The organism is Mangrovivirga cuniculi (assembly GCF_005166025.1).
Classification (GTDB): Bacteria; Bacteroidota; Bacteroidia; order Cytophagales; family Cyclobacteriaceae; genus Mangrovivirga; species Mangrovivirga cuniculi.
This window is the reverse complement of sequence record NZ_CP028923.1, coordinates 2,546,418-2,569,190: the sequence shown is the minus strand read 5'-3', so window position 1 is coordinate 2,569,190 and position 22,773 is coordinate 2,546,418. Positions and strand designations below refer to the sequence as shown.

Sequence of the window (22,773 nt, the reverse complement as noted above, 5' to 3'; positions counted from 1 at the left end):
CATTTTTTTTGAGTCATTTAGAATTGATAGATCTTTCTTTTCGAGAAATAGCTTATCAAAGTCTGCAATTAGGTCGATATCTCTAAAATAGGGGAATTATTACTAAAGTTATCAATATACCCAATCTTGGGTATTGATAACTATGTAACTCTTGTTGATCTTACTAAAAGTAATCCTCCCTCCACATAGTTAAACTTTATACTATGCTAATAAATTAGACCACTACTACAATGATTGATAGGCGACAAGAATCCCAATCTACTAAAGATAGGTCCGTCAATACCAAAATAGCGGATTTAACAGACGAAAAGCCGAGTAAATCTCAAGCAATTAAAATTCCTGAGATATCTCTGCCCCAAGGTGGTGGTGCCTTAAAAGGTATAGATGAAAAGTTCGAAGTAAATCCAGCCAATGGTACAGCCTCATTCTCTATTCAACTGCCACTTTCTCCAGGTAGAAATAACTTTACACCTTCCTTATCCCTTAACTATAATTCGGGTTCGGGAAATAGTCCTTATGGCTTAGGATGGTCTTTGGATTATCCAACGATACAAAGAAAAACAGATAAACAACTACCTAAATATCAAGATGTTGAGGAAGAAGATATTTTTATGTTTGCCGGTGCTGAAGACCTGGTACCATACTTAGAAAAAAATGACGATGGAGATTGGAAAGCTTTAGAATTTTCTTCCGGAGAATTCCAAGTAAAAAGATACCGACCTCGAATTGAAAGCAATTTTTCCCGAATCGAGAAAATTAATCATCCAGATCTTGGAACCTACTGGAAAGTAACAACCAAGGAGAATAAGGTTACTTTTTTTGGAAGGAATAACCAAGCCCGTGTTGCAGATCCCACAGACAATACACGAATTTACCAATGGCTGGCAGAGTTTAGTTATGATAACAAAGGCAACTGGATACAATACCACTATAAAAAAGATTTAAATATCAATGATGATGGTAGTATCCATGAAGACCCAAGCATCCCAAACGAAGTATTTGAAAAGAATAGAAAATCTGGAATAGCTCCTTTCACGAACACATATTTGAAGCGGGTAACCTATGGAAATAGACAAGCTTATTATCCTGACCCCACTCAACCATATGATATAACAACTCCAACCAATGGTGATTACCTCTTTGAACTAATACTAGATTATGGTGAACATACCAACGAAATTGAGCCACATCTAGAAGAAAGCCTCTGGAGCTATAGGGCAGATCCATTTTCTTCTTTCCGATCTGGATTTGAGATTAGAACCCAGCGCCTTTGCCATCGAGTAATGATGTTTCATCATTTTTTAGGTGAGAATGATGAACAGGGATATAACGAGACAGGTGTGAATATCAGTCACCCCTTTGGCGAAAATTATCTTGTTCGCTCTTTGGAATTCGGCTTTGAAGGATCATCAATTAATGGTTCTGAAGAGGCAGAGGTTTGTTATTTGATTTCCCTTACGCAGTCAGGTTTTATCAGGTTATTTAATGAAGATGACTTTCCGATAGGGTATTCACGAAAAGATTTACCCCCCATGGAATTTGATTACCAGCGCCTTCAATGGAACACCAATGTTCAAGAAATAGATGAGGAAAGCTTGATTCATTCGCCTGTGGGATTAACTAACAACTACCAATTCACTGATTTTTATGGAGAGGGTATTTCCGGAATCCTCACAGAAAAAGGTAATAGCTGGTTTTATAAAAACAACCTTGGAGATATCGATGAAGACGGACAAATATCATTCTCTGAAGCCAAACCGGTTATTCCCAAACCCTCGCTTACTGGTCTTACCAATGGAACACTCAGTTTAAGAGATCTGGAGGCAAATGGCGAAAAACAGATTATGGTAAATGGCCCAGGTTTACAGGGTTTTTATGAACTAACTGAAGACAATACCTGGAATACTTTTCAGCCTTTTACTGAGGTGGCAAACGTAGATATACAAGATCCCAATATCCGATTAATTGATCTAACAGGTAATGGCCAACCTGATTTGGTGATGACAGAAGAAAATGTTTTCACTTGGTATGCTGCCGATGGAAAAAAAGGTCATAAACCCGCTGACCGGATATCTAAGCCCTATGATGAAGAAATTGGGCCTGCATTGGTTTTTGCAGATACCAATCAGAAGGAAGCCATTTATCTGGCAGATATGACTGGAGACGGACTTACTGATATCGTTAGAGTTCGAAATAGCGAGATTTGCTACTGGGCGAATAAGGGCTATGGACATTTTAGCGCAAAAGTCACTATGGGTAATGCTCCCATTTTTGACTATACTGATCAATTCGATCCCAGAAACGTAAAATTGGCCGACATAAGTGGTACAGGTGCCACTGACGTCATTTATCTGGGTCAGAATACCTTTTCTGCGTATATCAATCTCTCAGGAAACTCTTGGAGCAAAGCTCATGAGATCAATCCATTCTTTCAAATCAATCGAAACGCACAAGTCACTGTTATAGACCTTTTAGGGACTGGAACATCATGCTTAGTATGGTCTTCAGATTTACCTGGGGATCAACGTATTCCTATGCGCTACATTGATCTAATGGATAGTCGAAAACCTCATGTCTTGATAGGATATCGAAATAATATGGGCAAAGAAACCGCTTTGGAATACAAGAGTTCAACCTATTTTTATTTAAAAGACAAAGCAGATGGAAAACCATGGATTACTAAACTGCCTTTTCCTGTCCAGGTTATAGCTCGAAGCACAATTGAGGATAAAATAACACAGGTGCGATTTACTACTGATTATCGTTATCACCATGGTTACTATGACCATGTGGAACGAGAGTTTCGTGGGTTTGGAATGGTGGAACAGCAAGACTCAGAATTTTACGAAACCTGGTCAAAAGCAAATGAAGATACCTTAATTGAAAAATCAGAACGATTATTTCAACAACCTGTTTTAACCAAAACATGGTTTCATACCGGTGCTTTTTTAGACAGAGAACGTATACTTAACCAATTCGAAAATGAATATTGGTATGAAACCTATAATAATACCTTTCCTGATAATCCTTTAACTATTACCGAGCCTGCATTGTCAGATGCACAAATAATTGAAACAGACAAACCCTTATCCACCGATGAGTGGCGGGAAGCCCTTCGTGCCTGTAAGGGTATGGTACTAAGAAAAGAAGTTTTTGCCATGGATGGCATTATTGACGATACAGATTCTCTCCAACGTCAGGCAAAGCCTTATAAAGTTTCTACCCATAATTCGCAAATCCAACTGCTACAACCCAAAGAGGGTAATCGCTATGCAGTATTAATGCCAACAGAAAGTGAGACTTTGAGCATACAATATGAACGAGATGAAACAGACCCACGGATTGCACATACCCTGAATATCGAGATCGATGAACTCGGACATGTGCTAAAGTCGGCATCCGTTGTGTATCCACGCCATCTTCCAACCGGTGCTGATGCAATTCAGGGAGTTCGTGATGAAGTTCTAAGTCTTAACTATGCCCGCCAGGGGGAACAAGACACCTGTATTACTCATCTGGATCAATTAGAAATTGAACAAAATAAAACTCTTATCATTTATACCCTAAATGAGCTTACTGAGGATATAATCGATCCTGATATATACTTACTAAGGCTCCCTGCGCAAACAAAAACATTTGAGATTACTGGATTGCCCCTTTCCGGAACTCTATTTCAAATAAGTGATTTTGAAGATCTCTTGAATTTAAGTACTGAAATTGCCTACAATGCTCAACCGTCGGGTAATCTTGAGCATAGGCTATTTGAACATATTCAAACCACTTATTACAATGATGATTTGACGCAAGAATTATTTGTACCGGGTAGTTTTATACATGGGCGGTATGGCATTCCTTATCAAAGTTATCAATTAGCCTATACGCCTGAATTACTACTTGATATCTTCGGGGATAAACTTCCTTCTGACAATAACGAATTGGAAAATTTGTTAAGTGACAATGATGATAATTCAGATGGAGATGAAAAGTTTAGTCAGTGCCGTTTCGTTCATCGTAACGATAACAACTGGTGGATAAGATCTGGTATCACACGATTTTACACTGATGACCCATCAGAAACAATAACTGATGTTTTGGAGCGATTTTTTACCCCTCAATCATATCTTGACCCTTTTGGTTCAGAAACCAAGGTAACATATTATGGGAATTACTTTATGATGATGGAAAGTTCCACTGACGCACTGGAAAATAAAACAGAAATTCAGCAAATCAACTTTAGGACACTTTCCGTGGTCAGTATCCGCGATATAAACCATAATATTTCTGAAGTTTTATTAGATGAACTCGGACTCCCCAAGGCCATGGCAGTATTTGGAAAAGGAGATGAAGCAGACAATCTAAATGGATTGAGTGAAATTACTACCGAAGCTGACAGAAACAACATATCAAACTATTTTACATCTGAAGCTACGGAAGATTTAAGAAACCAGGCTCGTCAATTCATAGGTAATGCCACGGAACGTTTTGTATACGATTTCGATAGATATAAATTATCATGGGAAAATCTACAAGATCACACCAATGACGTTGACCCCTGTGCGGCTCCAAAACTAATCCCTACAACAATTGGTAAAATCATAAGGGAGACCCATGTTGCCAACCTGAATGATGGAGAGTTGAGCGACCTGCAATTGAGTTTCGAATATTCCGACGGCATGGGCAATGTTGTCATGACAAAGGCACAGGCTGAGCCAGGTGAAGCGCTACAGCTAGAAATTCAACCAGACTGTACTTTCAATGTAAACTCAATTGATACTTCACTTACAAATCAACTACGATGGATTGGGAATGGTCGAAAAATCCGAAATAACAAAAGTAATCCAGTAAAACAGTATGAACCTTACTTTTCTGTCAATCCCTTTTATGAAGATGCCAAAGAGCTGGTGGAACAAGGCGTTACACCAATTATTTATTATGATGCCCTAGGAAGAAATGAACTTGTTGAATTACCAGATGGCACCTTTACTTCTGTGGAATTCGATGCATGGCAGCAACATTCATATGATCAAAATGATAATATAATAGCTAGTAATTGGCATACTGAGCGAATCTCTATGGATTCCTCATCTCCAGAACACCAGGCCGCCATTAAATCCGAAATACATAACCAAACTCCAAATCGAGTTTACCTGGATACACTCGGTCGGCCTATTTTAAATATTGAGCACAACCGATGGTTAGAAACGAGCGAAGGGGAAAATAATATACTCCATGAAGAGTTATATGGTACTTTCATTACGTTGGACATTGAAGGGAATGCCAGTTCTGTAGTGGACGCTCGGGGAAACCAGCTCATGAATTGGAAATACGACATGCTCGGACACAGAGTTTACCAGGAAAGCATGGATGCGGGAAGGAGATGGATGCTAAATAATGTAGCTGGTAATCCAATAAAAACCTGGGATGAACGAGAACATCAAATTCGATATACATATGATGAACTACAACGGCCGTTGAGTACTCATATTTCCGGAGGTGAAGGGGAGACTCCCCTTAATCACATTATTGGCCGGACAATTTATGGTGAGGACACCAGCAATGCTATTGACCACAACCTTAGAGGGCAGGTATTTCAATTATTCGATACAAGTGGCATGATTCAAAACAATCAGTTTGATTTTAAAGGAAATCTGCTGGAGGCGCAACGTCGATTAGTCAATGATCCTAAAGTGAGCGTTATTGACTGGCCGGAGAGTTCTCTGGCGAGAGAATCCTTACTTGAAGCTGAAATTTTCTCTAAAACCACTACTTATGATGCAATAAATCGAATGGTACAGATGCATAATTGGAATAGTCCAGCAACACGTACCGGAATTTATCTACCCAATTATAATGAAAGAGGAGTTTTACAAAGCGAGAACTTTTCACTTGGAGGTGAAACCAATTCTGCAATAGTGGATATCAAATATAATGAAAAGGGACAGCGTATTTTGATCCGTTATGGCAATGACACATCTACCAGGTACCACTACGATGCAAAGACTTATCGTTTGAAGCAACTCAGGACTACAAGACCGATGGTAAATGAATTATCATTTCCTGATTTCCATTCAAATCTGTCCAATAGTAATGTCATTCAACAATTAAATTATACTTACGATCCGGTGGGTAACATTACAGAGATTTATGATGAAGCCTACGAACCAGAATTTTTTAGCAACCAGGAAGTTGAGCCTCGTGCAGAATATACTCACGATGCCTTATATCGGTTAATAGAAGCCACTGGCAGAGAAAACAATTCATATAATGACGCTCCACAAAGAGGGGGAAATACAGCAATAGAGACAGGTTTTCCAATGCAACAAAACGGTAAAAGATTAAGAAATTATCGGCAAAAATATAATTATGATGCAACCGGTAATTTCATTCTGATGCAACATATCGCTTCGGTAGAAAGATGGACGCGACATTATGAAACAGCTACCAATAGCAATCGGCTTGAGCGCACCTTTACCAACAATGATCCAACAGGGATAACCTATACATATGATAACCACGGAAGCATGCTAAACTTCGGAAATGTAGCTGCTCCTTATTTGCCAAACTGGGACTACCGGGACATGATCTCTCATATTAACCTCGGGGAGGTGGTGAAGTTTGGTATCAATATGATTTAAACAAAAAACGAATAAGAAAATACATCGAAAAGAATGGTGGAATAATTGAAGATCGTATTTACCTGGATGGAATTGAGATTTACAGACGATGGAGAGGCACCAGTACTACACCAGAAGAAGAAATCGACACCCATCACCTTTTTACTGATGATCAACGGATATTACTAGTAGATGACGTACGAACTTCAGGAACAGATAGTCTACCTGAAGGTGCTTTATATCGATACCAGTACAGTAACCATATTGGTTCTGTGGGACTCGAATTAGACCAGGACAGAAATATAATTACTTATGATGAATACCATCCTTTTGGCACAACAGCTTTCCGAGCTGAAAATAATGCTATAGAAGCAAAAGCCAAACGATACCGATATACAGGAATGGAACAGGATGAGGAATCAGGCTTAAATTATCATACCGCCAGATATTATTTACCCTGGTTAGGTAGATGGGGTAGTGCAGACCCGATTGGAATAGAGGGTGGCAGGAATTTATATGCATACACAAATAATAATCCAATCAAACTTGTGGATGCTTCTGGTAAACAAGCATATCAACGTCATTTTAATAGAAATATTGTTGACCTAATAGTTGCAAGTGGTAACCAGGCTGTAATAGATCGCCTTTTACTTCCAACTGATAATGGGGGATACCGTTTCAATACCAATCGAAGATCTGGCTTTAATGCAGGACACACCGTAAGTGGCGACCGAACTTCTCAATTACAAGAGCTTGCTATTGAAATAGCAAGAACTAACCAAGGTGATGGCACCATGGAAAGGCTAAATCGGGGAATGGCAAAATCTGCTGTAGAAGTGGATATTGGCAATGGTATAAAAATCCCAGTCGAAAGATTCACGGCTCGAGAATTAGAATTAGAAGGTGTATTACCTAGAGGATCATCAGAGCTTCCGGCTGCAACAGGTTGGACAAGAGCAGAGTTTGACTCCCAGGTAGAAGCTGTAAGAAGTGGTAGGCCGGTTCCGGATACTGATGCGAGATCTCGATGGTCACCGGATGCAGATGTTCCGACTCCTACTAATCCAGGATCAGGATCGGCTTCCGGAGGTACTCCCAGTTCTAGCGGTGGTTCTAGTGGCACCCCCGATGCTGATAGCCCAAATTTAAGACGAACTGCAGACACAGTAGAAGATGTGGCTGATAGCGCATCTCCTTTACTTCGTAGACTTGGTCATATTCTACCAGGTGCTTTATCAGGTTTATCCTATTTAATGATCGGTGCAGATGTAGCCCAGGCAGAAACTAATGAAGAACGTGGTAGAGTCGTAGCACGTGCTGGGGGAGGTGAAGCTGGTGGTGAAGTTGGTTTTTGGGCAGGATGTGGAGCAGGGGCGTTATTATTAGCTGAAACTGGCCCTGGAGCTGGAGTAGGATGTATTGTTGGCGGCATTATCGGAGGATTTGGTGGTGGTTGGGCTGGTGAAGAAATAGCAGAAGAAGCATATGATGCAGGAGTAAATAGTTCTGGTAGCTCATCAGGATCAAGATATCAAACATATCCTGATGGTTCAGTTGTAGATAGAGAAACTGGAAGATCATGGGTAATGCATGCAAGACCATAAATCAATTGGTAAAACAGTCTTATAACAAACAAAACAAGGTATTAAGAATTCCTAATACAAAAGCTTTAAAGCAACGTAAAACCATTTATCATCATGACCAAAACTAGAAATCAAAAACAATATACTATTCAAGGAACAATCCTCAACCAAAATAAAAAACCAGTTAAGGGTGTCTTAATAAGAGCGACAGATCTGGATCCTCAAACTTCTGAAAAATTGATTGGAGGTCATGTTTATACAGATGAAAAAGGTAAATACATAATTACCTTTAGAGAGTCTGACTTTCGAACAAGGGACAGAAAAAAGGTCCCAACATAATCATTAGGGTTTTTTCACCTGAAGGAAAACTACTTGGTAAATCAAAGGAACATAAAGATTCTTCACAAAAAACTACTATAAATATGGTAGTTGAATATTCTCTTGATCCAGTAGAAGAAAAGGAATTAGTCGTATCCGGCACCATTCAACTTCAAAATAGACAGGCTGCCAAACAATTTATTATAAATGCATATGATAAAGATTTACGGTCCGAACAGCTATTAGGAGAAGGTATTACTGACAGAAATGGAAAATATATCATTAAATATAATTCTAAATCCATACTTAGGGCTGAACGTGGATCTGCGGATATTTTCTTAAGAATATACGATCCTAAAAATAGGCTTGCTGGAGTCTCTGACATCTTATTTAACGCACCAAATATAGCTAAAATTGATTTTAACCTTAAAACAGATGAAGTTGAACTTTTATCAGAATTCGATGTAATAAAATTATCAATATCCCCATTGCTCTCAGATGTAAAAATTACAGAATTAGATGAATCTGAGAAGCATCAGGATATATCATTCTTGAGTGCTGAAACCGGATATTCACAGGAACAGGTTTTACATTTTGTCCAGGCTCATTACTTTCAAGCAGACAGCAATATAGATGCCTCATTCTGGTATGTAGTTTTAGGTACATCATTCTATCGAAATTCTCAATTTAAAGACTTAAAGGAGCAACGAGATATAATTACCCAAAGCCTGAAAAAATTAGATGAACCTGGTATCCGCAAATCATTAAATATTGCCTTTGCCAATAATAAAATTGAACCTGTAGGAGAAGAGTTTATAGAAAGATGGATTATACTATTTGAAGAATATGCCAGTGTATTTGAAGTTACCTCAAAAGATACTTTTACAAAAAAAGCATTAGAAGAAGTTGGCATTAAGAATAAAAACAAACAACTGAAATTTGCAAAGGCTTATAGTAAACACAAGTCATTTTCCCGCGAATTAATTGAAGAGCTCAAAAAGGAAAAATTTAAAGTTTCAGAAATAAATGATTTACAAACAACATATGACCTTAACCGGTATACCAACGCCGATTTTGAAATTGTAAAGGCCATAAAACAAAAATTTGATGTTAGGGAACCAAAAAACATACGGCTTGTAGCTAAGAGGAGCAAAAAAGACTGGATAGACCTTGTTAAAAAGACACCTAAGGCTAATCCAATGTTATTGCCAAAAGATAATATCATCCCTAAAAATCAGGAGAAATCACTTTCTGAGATATATGGAGTAACATTATATGAACAATTTAGTGCAGCTTTTCCAACTACAGCATTTTCCGGAGAACTTGATAGAGCGATAAAATCAAAAAATACATCTGGATTAAATAATCCAAGAGAAGTAAAAAAAGTCATTGATTCAAATTCTGAATTTGAGTTTTTAACCACTCCAATTGACGAATTCGCCAAAGAAAACAATGAGCTAAAGAATAATGAAAATCTGAGACTGGAATTCAAAGCTTTACAGCGGGTTTTTAAGTTAACGCCTGATTTTGAATCAACAAACACACTCATGAATGACAATCTGCATTCGGCCCATAGTATATATAGCATGGGAGAATCAGAATTTGTTAGAAAATATGAGAAGAAGCCTGGGTTTACCAAAGCAAAAGCAATAGTTACCTGGCGAAAAGCAGAAGCAACAAAAATAGCTTCAACTACCATAGTAGCGGAATTAAAAGCTACTCAAAATGCAGGTGCCGTTGCCGCATTAGAAGCAGGAAATGAAGCGATTTCTGACTTTCCCAACTGGGAAAACCTATTCAAAGGAGGAGATGTTTGTGAATGTAAACATTGCCGTTCAGTGTATAGTCCCGCAGCATATTTTGCCGACCTTTTAATGTTTTTGAAAGACCGAAAGCCCAAAGGAATATCTGCAAAAGAGACACTATTTAATCGTCGACCTGACCTTGGATATCTTGAATTAAATTGTGCAAACGCTAATGTAACCCTTCCATACATCGATGTGGTAAATGAAGTGCTGGAAGCTGTAGTTGCAGATGGTGACAATGATAAGGAACTACCTGGATTTACCACCATAGATGATTCTGATTTAGAACTAGCCAAGTCAAATGTGGTTGCTGCACTTCAAGCTCAAAATCTAAGTATAGGGGAGAACACTCATCTAGCCAGGGTTAATACATCTGACAATTGGGTAATCCACTCTGACACCTTCACCTACTTATTAAAGAAAAAAGGGGGAGCAAACTATTTTGCAGAGATATTGCGAAACACCAAAGCTAAAGCTGATGAACTTCGAGCTTACCCGCAGTACGTCAATCCTTTCGCTTATCAGAAATTAAGCTCATCAAAATTTCCTTTTTCACTACCTTTTGATTTGTATGGAGAAGAAGTTAAAGCATCCTTTAAAAAGCTAAATATCAGTCGATGGAAATTAATGCAGCTTTTCAAAGGAACCACCGCACCAAACAATGCCTCAGAAGGAGAAGTAGCTTCCGTTTATTTTGGTATTTCTGTTCCTGATGAAAAGAAATTATCCTTCAGGCATCACCGTCAACACAATTTGAATTTTGGGGAGAAAATGATAATGCAACCCTGCTGAATAATATTAAAAATGTTAAAACCTTTCTTAGAGTCACAAAACTAGAATATAACGAACTTCTATCATTAATTGATCTTGAATTCATCAATCCTGATGGCAACATTCAAATAACACATCTAGATCCTACTTGTGATACTGAACAAAAGGAAATATCAGCTCTTGATGCAGATGCATTAGATCGGATCAATCGATTTATCAGGTTATGGAGAAAACTTGAATGGGAAATGTGGGAAGTTGATATGGTAATTCGACAGGATAACATCGGAAATGGATCCTTAAATGAATCATTCCTAATTAACCTGATGTACCTGATGGAATTAAAACATAAATTAGGAAAAAAAGTAAGCATTGAGCAAGTCTGCAGTTTATTTGGAAATTTAAATACCACCACCCGTTTTACAGAGCTCCACAGCAAACGCGATGATGCTCTGTACCAACAATTATTTCTGAATAAAAAACTTATCAATCCGCTAGATGAAGCATTTGAAGTACAAAAAGTTGATGCAGCCTCTAACACCGAAAAAATAGCAGGGCACAAATCAGTTATCCAGGCAGCCTTAAAACTGAAAGAAGCTGATCTCGACATCTATTTACAACTTAGCAAACCTTCTGATGGAACTTTGTACATCGAGAATGGAGTGGATGGTGATTTGATTTTAACCAATTTATCCTTCTTATACAGGCATAATTTTCTTGCATCTTCTTTAAAAATAAAAGCAGAAGACTGGAGCACTTTTTTAAAAATTCATAATAGCGATATAGAAATATTTTCTGATCCAAAAGCCGCAAGTGATTTGGTAGATACCATTAAAGATATCCAATCATCTGAATATAAAATTGATGACCTAAACTATTTAATGACTGCCGACCTATCTGCAAAAGTTGCTCCAATGGAAGCAACAGCAGCTGGTTTCTTACTTTCTCTTAGGAACAGCTTACAAGAGAAAATATCAGAATTTGATCCTAACCAATATGAGTTTCTACAACATAGCCCTCCAACTGATACTGATAACCTAATAGAACTGCTGACCTCACTGTTGCAACGATTAAACAAAGAGGATAGTGATATCAACTACATACTTAATATCCTTGAAAATACGGCTACAACAGAAACTGCGGTTCAAGGTCTACCGGGAGGGTTTGAATTTCCCAATTCAATTTCAGATCTGATAAAAATCCAGTATAACGATACAACTAAAATTATACGCTTTACCGGATTAATGACAGACGATGAGAAAAACACGCTCTTGACTGATGGGGCTTTAGCAGCTGTTAAAGACTTAACAACATACCAGGAAGCCATAGAAGAATTATACCAACAGCCAAGATTGGCCATAAAATTTTATGTTCCTGAATTTACTACTGACTTGGTCAATCTACCTCAATCAATAGATTTTAATTCTCAATTACCTCAGGAATTAGCTAATAAAATTACTTACAATGTATCAGAGCAGCAACTTGAATTCAGGGGTATAATGTCTAAGGTTGAGAAAGAAGATCTTGACTCACTTTCAGCAGATGCTGATTATATTGATGCCGTAAATAATCTTTACGTACAACCAATAACAGGTACTTTTGAGTCAAATGAATTGTGGATAGCACCCACAGAAATAGACTTCACCATTTCTGATTTTTATGAAATCCATCTGGACTTAGCCATTAATAAGTTATTGGATTATCTCATGCAAAAGGAAACTGAGAGTATAACTATTGTACAATTGAGCGATCACTTGGCAATAGATCAAAACCTAACAAAGAAATTAATCAATGATTTTAATATCATTGGTACAGAAACCATATTTGAGCATTTCAAAGATACATTTGCTGCATCACTGGGTGTGGTAGACTATTCAGGATTTAAAGAAACCTTTGATACCTATTACTGGTTGCACCGGGTTAGTCTATTTGTGAATAAATGGGAGTTAAGTTTCGATACCTTCGATTGGCTTTATAAATATAACTCACCTACTCAAACCCTGGATTTTTCATCTCTTCCAATAGATAGTTCAGGAACTATCAGTGATACAGACAAATTTATTAGAACAGAGAAATTGCTAAATCTAAATGCCCAATTCAATGTTGACGAAATTAGCATACTCAGTGTTATTGAAAAACTAAATAATGGTGATTATGCGACCATTACAGACTTCGTTACTGAGCTGGAACTACTAACGGAGTGGAGTGCAACGGATGCTGAAGATTGGATAAACAACGTTGATTTAACCTACCATACCGATTATTTATTAGCTGAAAATTGGCAACGCTTATACGACTCCTTTAAAATGCTGGAGGAGTTAAATGCCGGTACTTTGACTGCCATTTCTTTCACAAACCCTAGTATGGGGGAGTCTGAGTCTCTTTTATTAAAGCAATTATTACGATCAAAATACGGCGCAGAGACCTGGCTAACTATCAGCACCGAGATACAAGATGTACTAAGAACAAAAAAAAGGGATGCACTGGCAGCTTACCTATTAATACAACCACAGCCTGCCGATGCTCCTTCTGGGAAATGGGAAAACACGAATGATTTATACGCTTATTATCTTTTAGATATAGAGATGAGTTCTTGTATGTTGACCTCCAGACTGGTGCAAGGTTCAGGCTCCATCCAACTTTTTGTGCAGAGATGCTTCATGGGGCTAGAGCCAGAGGCGCCTGTAAAGTCTGATGGGGATGATGGAGATAGTGCCTGGAAATGGTGGAAATGGATGAGAAAATATCGTGTTTGGGAGGCTAACCGAAAAGTTTTTCTTTATCCTGAAAACTGGATTGAACCCGAATTAAGACCTGACAAATCTTCTTTTTTCCAAGATCTTGAAAACGAATTATTACAAAATGAAATTAATCAATTGAATGTTGAAAAGGCCTATCTGAATTATTTAGATAAGGTGAATGAGGTTGCCCGCCTGGACATTGCAGCATTTTATCATGAAGATGATGCTGATCAAACAATAGTTCATGTTTTTGGCCGTACAGCTAATGCAGATCCTCATATCTATTATTACCGACAATATGACTATAGACGCTGGACACCATGGGAGAAAATTGAAGTTGAAATAGTTGGTGATCATTTAGTCCCATTAGTAGTCAATAAAAGATTATTTTTATACTGGCCTGAATTCAGGGAAGAACCCGATGATGGTAATAATAGCAGTGTTCCTGTTCCTGAAGAAAACGAAAGTGATTTTCAACTGGCAAAAACCTATAAGAAGACTCAAATTAGATTGGCTACCACTGAATTAAGGAATGGGAAGTGGTCTCCAAAAAAATATCCAATGATTACTATGAAACAAATCCATATACAGGAAATTTTGATTCCGCCAAAATGGAATTTTATGTCATTGATAAACAAGAGCTCAATGGTAAGTTAGGTGTTAAGTTTACATATCCTGAAATAGAAGGGCAATCCTGGACAAAGACATATGATACATTTGAATTGTTTGGTTGTGAAGGCCTTCCTGTTAAATCTGACCCAAGATTAAATGGCACTTCTGAACAGGCTACCTGGCCATTCCCTAAAATTCTTAGTGATCTAAATTATATTGAAAAAGAACCTGGAAATGTAACCAACCCAGAAAGTGATTTTCAATTGGAGGAAAATTCATTGTTCAGTTTAGTTCAGTATCTATTCCTTCTACTTAAAACCCCTACTTTTCACAAATCATACTTTGCATGGCAAACCTCATATTTCGATAGGTTAATGTTGGATATGGAAGTGATAATGGGAAATTTCTTGGATATCCCATCATACTCCAGAAGTGGGTCATGGTTGCCATTCTTTTTTGCAGATCGAAAAAAGACTTTTATGGCTTTCCCATTGATTGACTTTGGAATAAACAGGGGAGATGAGAGAGAAGAATCAGAGGATAATTCAACAACCAACCCATATTATTATCCTGAAATAAAAGCTGTTTTCAAAGACTACCTACGCAATTTAGAAGAAAATATAAGAACGGCTATAGACAATTTAGATTTCACTGGTCTTTCTGATAGCGAACGGGTTACATTGGCCAATTTTTTTGCAGACCTGTTGGATGAAGAACCCTATACTAGTATAACAATAGATGAACTAAAAGATCTGATTGTCAGGTTTTACATGGCTATATTCAAATTCTATTTTGGTGCTATTTCAGGAGCCCTACACAACCTGAGAAAATATCATTTCAAGAATTTTTACCATCCATTTATTTGTGATTTTATTAAACTGGTTTACAACCCTACGCAAGGTATTCCTGCTCTAATGAATAGAAACACACAATTGAAAGATAGTGGTTTCAGCTTCGAGAAAATGTATGATCCGACAAATAGGGTTTTTGATTTTAATATCGGAGAAAAATATCCGAAAGAAATAGTTGATTTTTCTCCTGATGGAAGCTATTCACCTTACAATTGGGAATTATTTTATCATACCCCGTTAATGATTGCCAATAGTTTAAGTAAAAACCAACGTTTTGAGGAAGCAATGGATTGGTATCACTATATTTTTAATCCAATAGGGGTAGAAGGGGCTTTTGCAGATGGTTCTACTGCTGAATCTCCACAAAAATACTGGATAACCAAGCCGTTTTTTCTCACCACTAACGAGGATTACAATAAACAAAGAATTGATACGATATTACGTATGATCGCTGGAGACACTACCACAGAAAATTTCTCCAGTAATTTAAAAGAAGATCTTGAAGCACAAGTTTTAGATTGGCAATACAATCCATTTGAGCCACACCGTATTGCTCAATACAGAAATGTAGCATATCAGAAAACTGTGTTTATGAAATATCTGGACAACCTAATAGCGTGGGGAGACCATCTGTTCAGACAAGATTCAATGGAATCTATAAATGAAGCGACTCAACTTTATATACTTGCAGCAGAACTTTTGGGCCCAAAACCACAAAACATTCCACCGCAAGTGATTCCACCAATAGAAACATTTAATGAACTAGAGGATGATTTTGACGATTTCAGCAATGCTTTGATTCAAATTGAAAACTACATTCCACCAATGCCTGGAGATAGTACTACAGGTGGTACTGTAGCGCCCATCCCTACATTATATTTTTGCATTCCTCAAAATGAAATATTATTAAGTTATTGGGACACAGTTGCGGACAGACTCTATAAAATCAGACACTGCATGAACATAGAAGGTGTAGTTAGGCAGTTGTCACTTTTTGAGCCTGAAATAGATCCAGGTGCATTGGTAAAAGCTGTAGCTGGAGGTATGGGTATAAGTAGTGCTTTAGCCGATCTCAATGCTCCTTTACCTTATTATCGATTTGACTCGGTTCTTTTAAAGGCAAATGAAGTATGTAATGATGTAAAATCCCTGGGAAATTCCCTGCTTTCAGCTTTAGAGAAAAAAGATGCAGAAGAAATGGCTTTGCTTAGACAAAGCCATGAAATAAAACTTATGGAGGCAATCAAATCAGTAAGGGAGCTACAGATTGAGGAAACCATAAAAAATTTAGATGGCTTAAAGGAAAGTTTGGAGTTGACGAAAATCAAAATAGACTATTACGACTCCAGGGAGTTTATGAACGCAGGTGAAATAGTGGCTTCAGTTTTAAATGCCACCTCAATTGCTTTACATACAACTGGTACTATATCTGATATTCTGGCTGGAGTAATGTTTTTGATTCCTGATTTTAAAATGGGGGCTTCCGGTTTTGGAGGTAGTCCGCATTTTGCAGCAGAACCACCTACGGGAAATAAAATGGGAGAATCTATTAGTCGGGGAGCCAATGGATTATATAATGTGGCTAATATTTTAGATAAAACGGCAGCTATGTCGAACACCATTGCAAGTTATCAGAGAAGGAGTGAAGAATGGGAGTTCCAAAAGGAATTAGCCGAACAGGAATTAGTACAAATTGAAGAGCAGATTAGAGCAGCTGAAATTAGAATAGACATTGCGAAAAAAGAGTTGGCCAACCAGGAACTACAGATAGAAAATTCTAAAGAGGTTGATGACTTTATGAAGTCTAAGTATACAAATAAAGAACTCTACCAATGGATGACAGGTCAAATTTCGCAGGTATATTTTAAGTCCTATCAACTAGCCTATGACCTGGCAAAAAAGCCGAAAGGTGTTACCGGTTTGAACTTGGTATTCAGGAATCTGATTTCATAAAATTTGGTTACTGGGATAGTCTCAAAAAGGGCCTGCTCTCTGGAGATAAATTACAGTATGATCTTAGACGTCTGGAAAATGCCTATCAGGAACAAAATAAGCGGGAGTTAGAGCTAACAAAGCATATTTCATTAGCTATACTCGATCCATTAGCACTGATCAAGCTACGGGAGACTGGTAAATGTTTCTTTAAGCTTCCTGAAGAAATTTTTGATCTGGATTACCCGGGACATTACTTTAGGAGGATTAAATCAGTAAGTATATCCCTGCCTTGTGTTGCAGGGCCATATACTACTATTTCTTGTTCTTTAAGGTTACTGAACAATAGAATTCGTATAGAAACAGGACTTGCTGATGGCTATACACATAATAACGAAGATGGAGTATTAGTAAATGACAGAAGGTTTGTACAAAACAACATCCCTATCAAAGCTATTGCAACGAGTAATGCCCAAAACGACAGTGGTATTTTTGAATTAAATTTTCGAGACGAAAGGTATTTGCCGTTCGAAGGTGCCGGGGTATTTAGTGACTGGACAATCGATTTATTTAATGATCCAAATGATGCTGAATTCGGTAAAGCACTACGACAATTTGATTACAAAACTATTGCTGATGCGATTATTCATGTACAGTATACAGCGAGAGAAGCAGGAGGGCCGCTAAAAGAAGGCGCAATAGAAAACCTCAGGGAATATTTTGGTAGTGATGACCAGGTACCGAGTATGAAATTATTGAACGTTAAAAATGAATTCCCTTCAGAATGGCACAAATTGATAAATCCTGATAATCCGGAAAATGGAAATATTCTCGAATTAATGATTACGCGAAACCTATTTCCATTCAGGGATAAAATGCATACACTCAAAATCAACGAGATAACCATCCTTGCCCGATGTTCTGAAGGTGGCGATTATGATATTTCCTTCAGCCCCCTTTACCTGAACCACCACCAGCAGGAGCTAACGAATTAACCTTAACACCAGTAAATACATATGGAAATATGCATTTTGCTACAAGAGATACTACTGGAGACATAATTGAACTTGACTTTTCTACAGATATCGTATGGAATTTAAAAATTGAATCACCAACCGGAAATAATCTGGAAATTAATGAATTGGAAGATATGTATATAGTTATTGGTTACGAGTGGGAGGATTAAGTCGAATTTTATAAATTGACATCAGAGAGAATATAAAATTTCGCATAGATTAACTTTAGTAGTTATTACACTGATTTATAATCACCTAATCTTTTAAACTTATATACTTGAGGGAATCGGAGCTTATATCAAATCGCGTTTTTTGATAAAACGCCATACTCTAATATTTAAAAAATTGCTTTTATAAAAAGAGTTGGCCTATTAATAGGTAACTTCGGCCAACTCCTTTCTTAAAACTTCTAAACACTGTTCATAAAAATACTGATATTTATATTACCACCAGTCAAAAGTTCGTACATATCCAAAATTGATATAAAATTCACTATCAAAATCATGACCACTATCATAAGAGGAAGTTTTTACCCCTGAATATGGATACTTAGGAAATACTTCAAGGGTTAACATTCCATGATGATCATGTTTCCATTCAAATAAGTATCCCAGATAGGAATCATCAAAAAACTGTCTTTGGGTATCGTCAGTTTCTGATAAATTCCTAACTACAACATCTTCTCCTAATTCTGTATATCGTTGTTCTATCAATCCTATCGCTATATGATTTCTGGCTGGCTTATTTTTACCACCATACCAGCTAAACATCACACCATATTTATATTCTTCATATTCAAAATTCGTTTTTCCTTTACCCAATTCCTCTGAATTGAGCCAACCATTGGCAGTAATAGTTTTAGATCCTAATGTATATTCTACAAACCCTCTTAAAACCTTTAATCCAACTAGACCTCTGCCTCCATATAAATAATTATAGTTAAATGTTTCAAAAAGAGGGGAGAAGCCTGCCTCACCTCCGACAAGACCGTAAGCTGCGATGAAATCTGTTTCAAAACCTAATTTATACCGAAACCTTAGATTTATGTTAATAGCATAATCTGCTTTTGTCGCATATTTGTCTACATAATTACCAGTACTATAATCCATTGTACTTCGATGGCTATCAAATAAGAAAGGTGTTCCTGTCGCTGTATACCCTAATTCTATGCCGTTGTAAATATTAGCTCCGGTATACATATTCTTGGGTTTTATATTACCCATGCCCTGGTAAATCATACTTCCGAATAAATATAAAACCCCCATACTACTTGCGCCCATTGCAGAAGCAGTTTGTAAATTTCGATCATTTTGTGCCTGAACCCTTCTTTGGTAATTATTATATCTCTCTTGTTTACTTTCAGAAGATTGACCATAGGAGTCAGTTCCCGGATAAATTGTACCAGAAGTTGCCCGACTTCTTTCTCTGTCACATAGTGGCTCTAGTCGAGCTATTTCTTTTCTCCAAATATCTTCCTGTCCCCGGTATTGAACAGTTCTTAACTTTTCCCGGGCTTCTTCCAAATACTCACATGATGTTTTTGAATAAGTTGATTCGGATTTCACTTCATCCGATTCTTCTTCCTCATCATTTTGTTCATCTTCAGTTTCTTTTTCATCTGAAGATGATGAGGAACCAGATGAACCAGAAGATTTTTCCTCATTTTCTTCTTTTTCAGATTCTTGTAATTCTTTTAATTTTAAACTAGCTTTTTCCTTAATATTTTTAGCTCGCAACTCAGTCTTTTCATTCCAATCCTCTGAATTTATTCCGTAAATAATATTATCGTATTCATATTCCTCATTTGCTGATGCCAGTTTAGAAGAATACTCGTTAAGTATCTTTTCCTGTCTTTCTATTTCTGCTTGCTCTTCTTTTTTTTCTTCCTCTAATTTTTCTAAATAACTATTAGCTCTGTCCTGTAAAGAAGTTGCATTTGCTCGGTTTTTTTCAGTCCATGATCTATTATTAATAGCAGAAATTACAGATCGATAGTCTGAAATATCTTCTGCTGTACTAAAATCTCTTTCCAACTTGTGGAGTAAGTCATCCTCCTTTTCTAATTTCTCAATCCGACTTTTAATTTTTCTAAAAATCCCGTCGCCAATATTATCTTCTTTGTAGACTCTAAGATATAGACTAACATAAGAGACTCTTAAATTCTCTTTCACTAACTTTTTCCATTCATCACATTTTATCTGATGTGGATATTCTCCATCTTCAATTACCACCCAATCTAAAAAACCATTCAACCCACCACTAATACTACCAGGTCTAATTGAATAACTAGTACCATAAAAAGGGATTGACCCTTTTAAATATAAATTCCCTTTGTTTGGAACTGTAATAGGAAAGTCAAACCCATCAACAGAAGTGTAGTATTTTCCATTAACAGTCACACCATCAATGACAATTCTATCAACAGCCATTTGGATTCTGGGTTCTCCCATGCAACCTGCCCGTGCTCTAAAATCAACATATCCACTAACTCCATCTCCAATTAATTCAATTGGGATATTTTTGAACATAAGTATCTCTTGTCCATTAATATTTATGGCCAAAAAGAAAAATAACAGAAGTAAAAACTTTTTAGGTTGGTTTTGTAATGATGTAGGTATCATAATTAATTTTTAAAAAATAACTCTGATATATTTACCAGATAAATAAACTTGCAAAAAGTCAATCTTACTGATTGTTAAAAAAGTCTTTCTTTAAAAATAGCTGGTGGGAATAAAAATTTGTTCTAAGCTAATAAAACAGTCAATCAAAATCAATACCCATAAAAGGGTATAAATAATCTTTGATGAAAATTAATTTTATAATTAATAGTTACACCTTGATTTGAACTAAGAAACCGTATTTGGCACGGATAAAACTCAAGAATCCATAATAAAAGTCCCTTGTACTTATTGTTATAGTTTAAATTAAAAGTAGATTACTTTCCGATACAGAACTTCGAAAAGATATTCCCCAGTAAATCATCTGTTGTGATTTCACCTGTTATCTCTCCAAGGTGGTGAAGTGCCTGGCGAATGTCCATAGCCAGGAAGTCATTAGTAACCTGGTTGTTAAGGCCTCTGAGTACATCCTGGAGGGCTGACTGGGTTCTGAGCAAGGCTTCATAGTGACGGGCATTGGTCACCATTGTATCACCGGTTTTGAAGTTTTCCAAATGAACTTTTTCAGATATCTTTTCTTTCAGGTCATCGATATTTTCCAGTTCTCCGGCTGAGATAAAAACAAAATGATCGTTCTTTCTCAAGGCGTCCACTTTATCCTGTGGAGCAATATCGATCTTATTTCCAACTGCGATAAATGGTTTACCGAGATTCTCCAGCCTGTTTACTTCCTGTAATACTTCGTTAATTGAGTCAGTACTCAGATCAAACAAATAAAGAATCAGTGATGCCTGTCCTATCTTTTCATGAGTTTTGGCCACACCCATGGCTTCTATCTTGTCAATTGTTTCCCTAATCCCTGCAGTATCAATAAAACGAAAGCTTACTCCATCAATCACCATTTCATCCTCAATAAAGTCTCGCGTAGTTCCGGGAATGTCTGATACGATTGCTTTTTCTTCATTTAATAATGCATTGAGTAGGGTAGACTTACCCGCATTTGGCTTACCGGCGATTACTGTAGGAATACCTTTTTTAATCACATTACCGTAATCAAAACTCTTCAGGAGTTTACCAATTACTTTATATAATCGCTCTACAAGAGTTCTCAATTCATCACGCTGAGCAAATTCCACATCTTCTTCAGAAAAATCGAGCTCAAGTTCGATGAGCGAAGCAAAATTAATCAGTTCTGTTCTCAGGCTACCGATCTCCTGACTAAAACCACCTCTCATTTGAGATAAAGCAGCACTGTGAGCAGCTTCAGAATCAGCATTTATCAGATCTGCAACTGCTTCAGCTTGTGCAAGATCGAACTGACCATTCATAAACGCCCGCATGGTGAATTCACCGGGTTTTGCTAACCTGGCGCCAAGTTTTAATGACAGCTGGATAATTTCCTTAACTATATATTGCGATCCATGGCATGAAATTTCAACAACATCTTCCTTTGTAAAAGATTTAGGCCCTTTAAATAATCCCAGAACTACTTCATCGATAATTCTTTCTCCCTCTCTGATAGTACCAAAATGCAAGGTATGAGATTCTTGTTTCTGCGGATCCTTTCCTTTAAACATTTTTGAAGCAATAGAAAAAGCTTCTTTTCCGGAAAGCCTGATTACAGCAATCGCACCTACACCTGGTGCAGTCGCCAGTGCAACAATAGTCTCTTCTGCAGTTGAATATTTTGACATAAGTCTAATGCAATATTTAAGCTGCAAAGATATGAAAAATGTAGGAGAGAGATAAAATTTTAGTATTTACGGTTTTGATGATGTGGTTATTGAAATAAGGTTCAAAAATCTAAATAAAATTATACATGTAGTATTCCTAATATATAAAACCAATAGTATAAGTACTTGCAAGGTCAACAAGTGTATAATATAATATTTATAATAATAATTAAATCTGCTTA

Annotated in this window: 9 protein-coding genes and 1 pseudogene; 8 read left to right on the top strand and 2 right to left on the bottom strand. The window is 37.0% G+C overall.

The window, feature by feature from the left end; translation table 11 throughout:
- Positions 1 to 230 precede the first annotated feature (230 nt).
- From DCC35_RS11215 to DCC35_RS20665, 8 genes and pseudogenes are all read left to right on the top strand, one after another.
- Positions 231 to 6,635 carry a SpvB/TcaC N-terminal domain-containing protein gene (locus DCC35_RS11215; RefSeq protein WP_137090882.1) on the top strand — a complete coding sequence of 2,135 codons (6,405 nt, stop codon included), beginning with the start codon at positions 231 to 233 and terminating at the stop codon, positions 6,633 to 6,635.
- 45 nt (positions 6,636 to 6,680) lie between these two features.
- A complete protein-coding gene (locus DCC35_RS21530) occupies positions 6,681 to 6,803 on the top strand; it encodes a hypothetical protein (RefSeq protein WP_262710338.1) in 123 nt (40 codons plus the stop codon).
- A gap of 83 nt (positions 6,804 to 6,886) precedes the next feature.
- The gene (locus DCC35_RS11210) at positions 6,887 to 8,218 is read left to right on the top strand and encodes an RHS repeat-associated core domain-containing protein (protein WP_175402792.1); all 1,332 of its coding nucleotides are present in this window, start codon (positions 6,887 to 6,889) and stop codon (positions 8,216 to 8,218) included.
- A 93-nt stretch (positions 8,219 to 8,311) separates the two neighbouring features.
- A complete protein-coding gene (locus DCC35_RS11205) occupies positions 8,312 to 8,536 on the top strand; it encodes a carboxypeptidase-like regulatory domain-containing protein (RefSeq protein WP_137090880.1) in 225 nt (74 codons plus the stop codon).
- A gap of 83 nt (positions 8,537 to 8,619) precedes the next feature.
- Entirely contained in the window at positions 8,620 to 11,112 is a 2,493-nt protein-coding gene (locus tag DCC35_RS11200; RefSeq protein WP_137090879.1) for a Tc toxin subunit A, read from the top strand.
- 224 nt (positions 11,113 to 11,336) lie between these two features.
- Positions 11,337 to 14,486 (top strand): neuraminidase-like domain-containing protein, encoded by a 3,150-nt coding sequence (locus tag DCC35_RS11195; protein ID WP_137090877.1) that lies wholly within the window; start codon positions 11,337 to 11,339, stop codon positions 14,484 to 14,486.
- Positions 14,441 to 18,219: pseudogene (locus DCC35_RS11190) on the top strand (Tc toxin subunit A-related protein). The gene DCC35_RS11195 and the pseudogene DCC35_RS11190 overlap by 46 nt, the downstream one beginning before the upstream one ends.
- 29 nt (positions 18,220 to 18,248) lie before the next feature.
- On the top strand, positions 18,249 to 18,410 hold the full coding sequence (locus DCC35_RS20665; RefSeq protein WP_175402791.1) for a hypothetical protein: 162 nt from the start codon (positions 18,249 to 18,251) through the stop codon (positions 18,408 to 18,410).
- 273 nt (positions 18,411 to 18,683) lie between these two features.
- On the opposite strand, the gene DCC35_RS11180 is transcribed toward DCC35_RS20665, so the two are convergent.
- Positions 18,684 to 20,861, bottom strand: a complete 2,178-nt coding sequence (locus DCC35_RS11180; RefSeq protein ID WP_137090874.1) for a hypothetical protein — start codon at positions 20,859 to 20,861, stop codon at positions 18,684 to 18,686.
- Between the two features lie 314 nt (positions 20,862 to 21,175).
- Positions 21,176 to 22,552, bottom strand: a complete 1,377-nt coding sequence (gene mnmE / locus DCC35_RS11175; protein ID WP_137090873.1) for a tRNA uridine-5-carboxymethylaminomethyl(34) synthesis GTPase MnmE — start codon at positions 22,550 to 22,552, stop codon at positions 21,176 to 21,178.
- Positions 22,553 to 22,773: the final 221 nt, after the last annotated feature.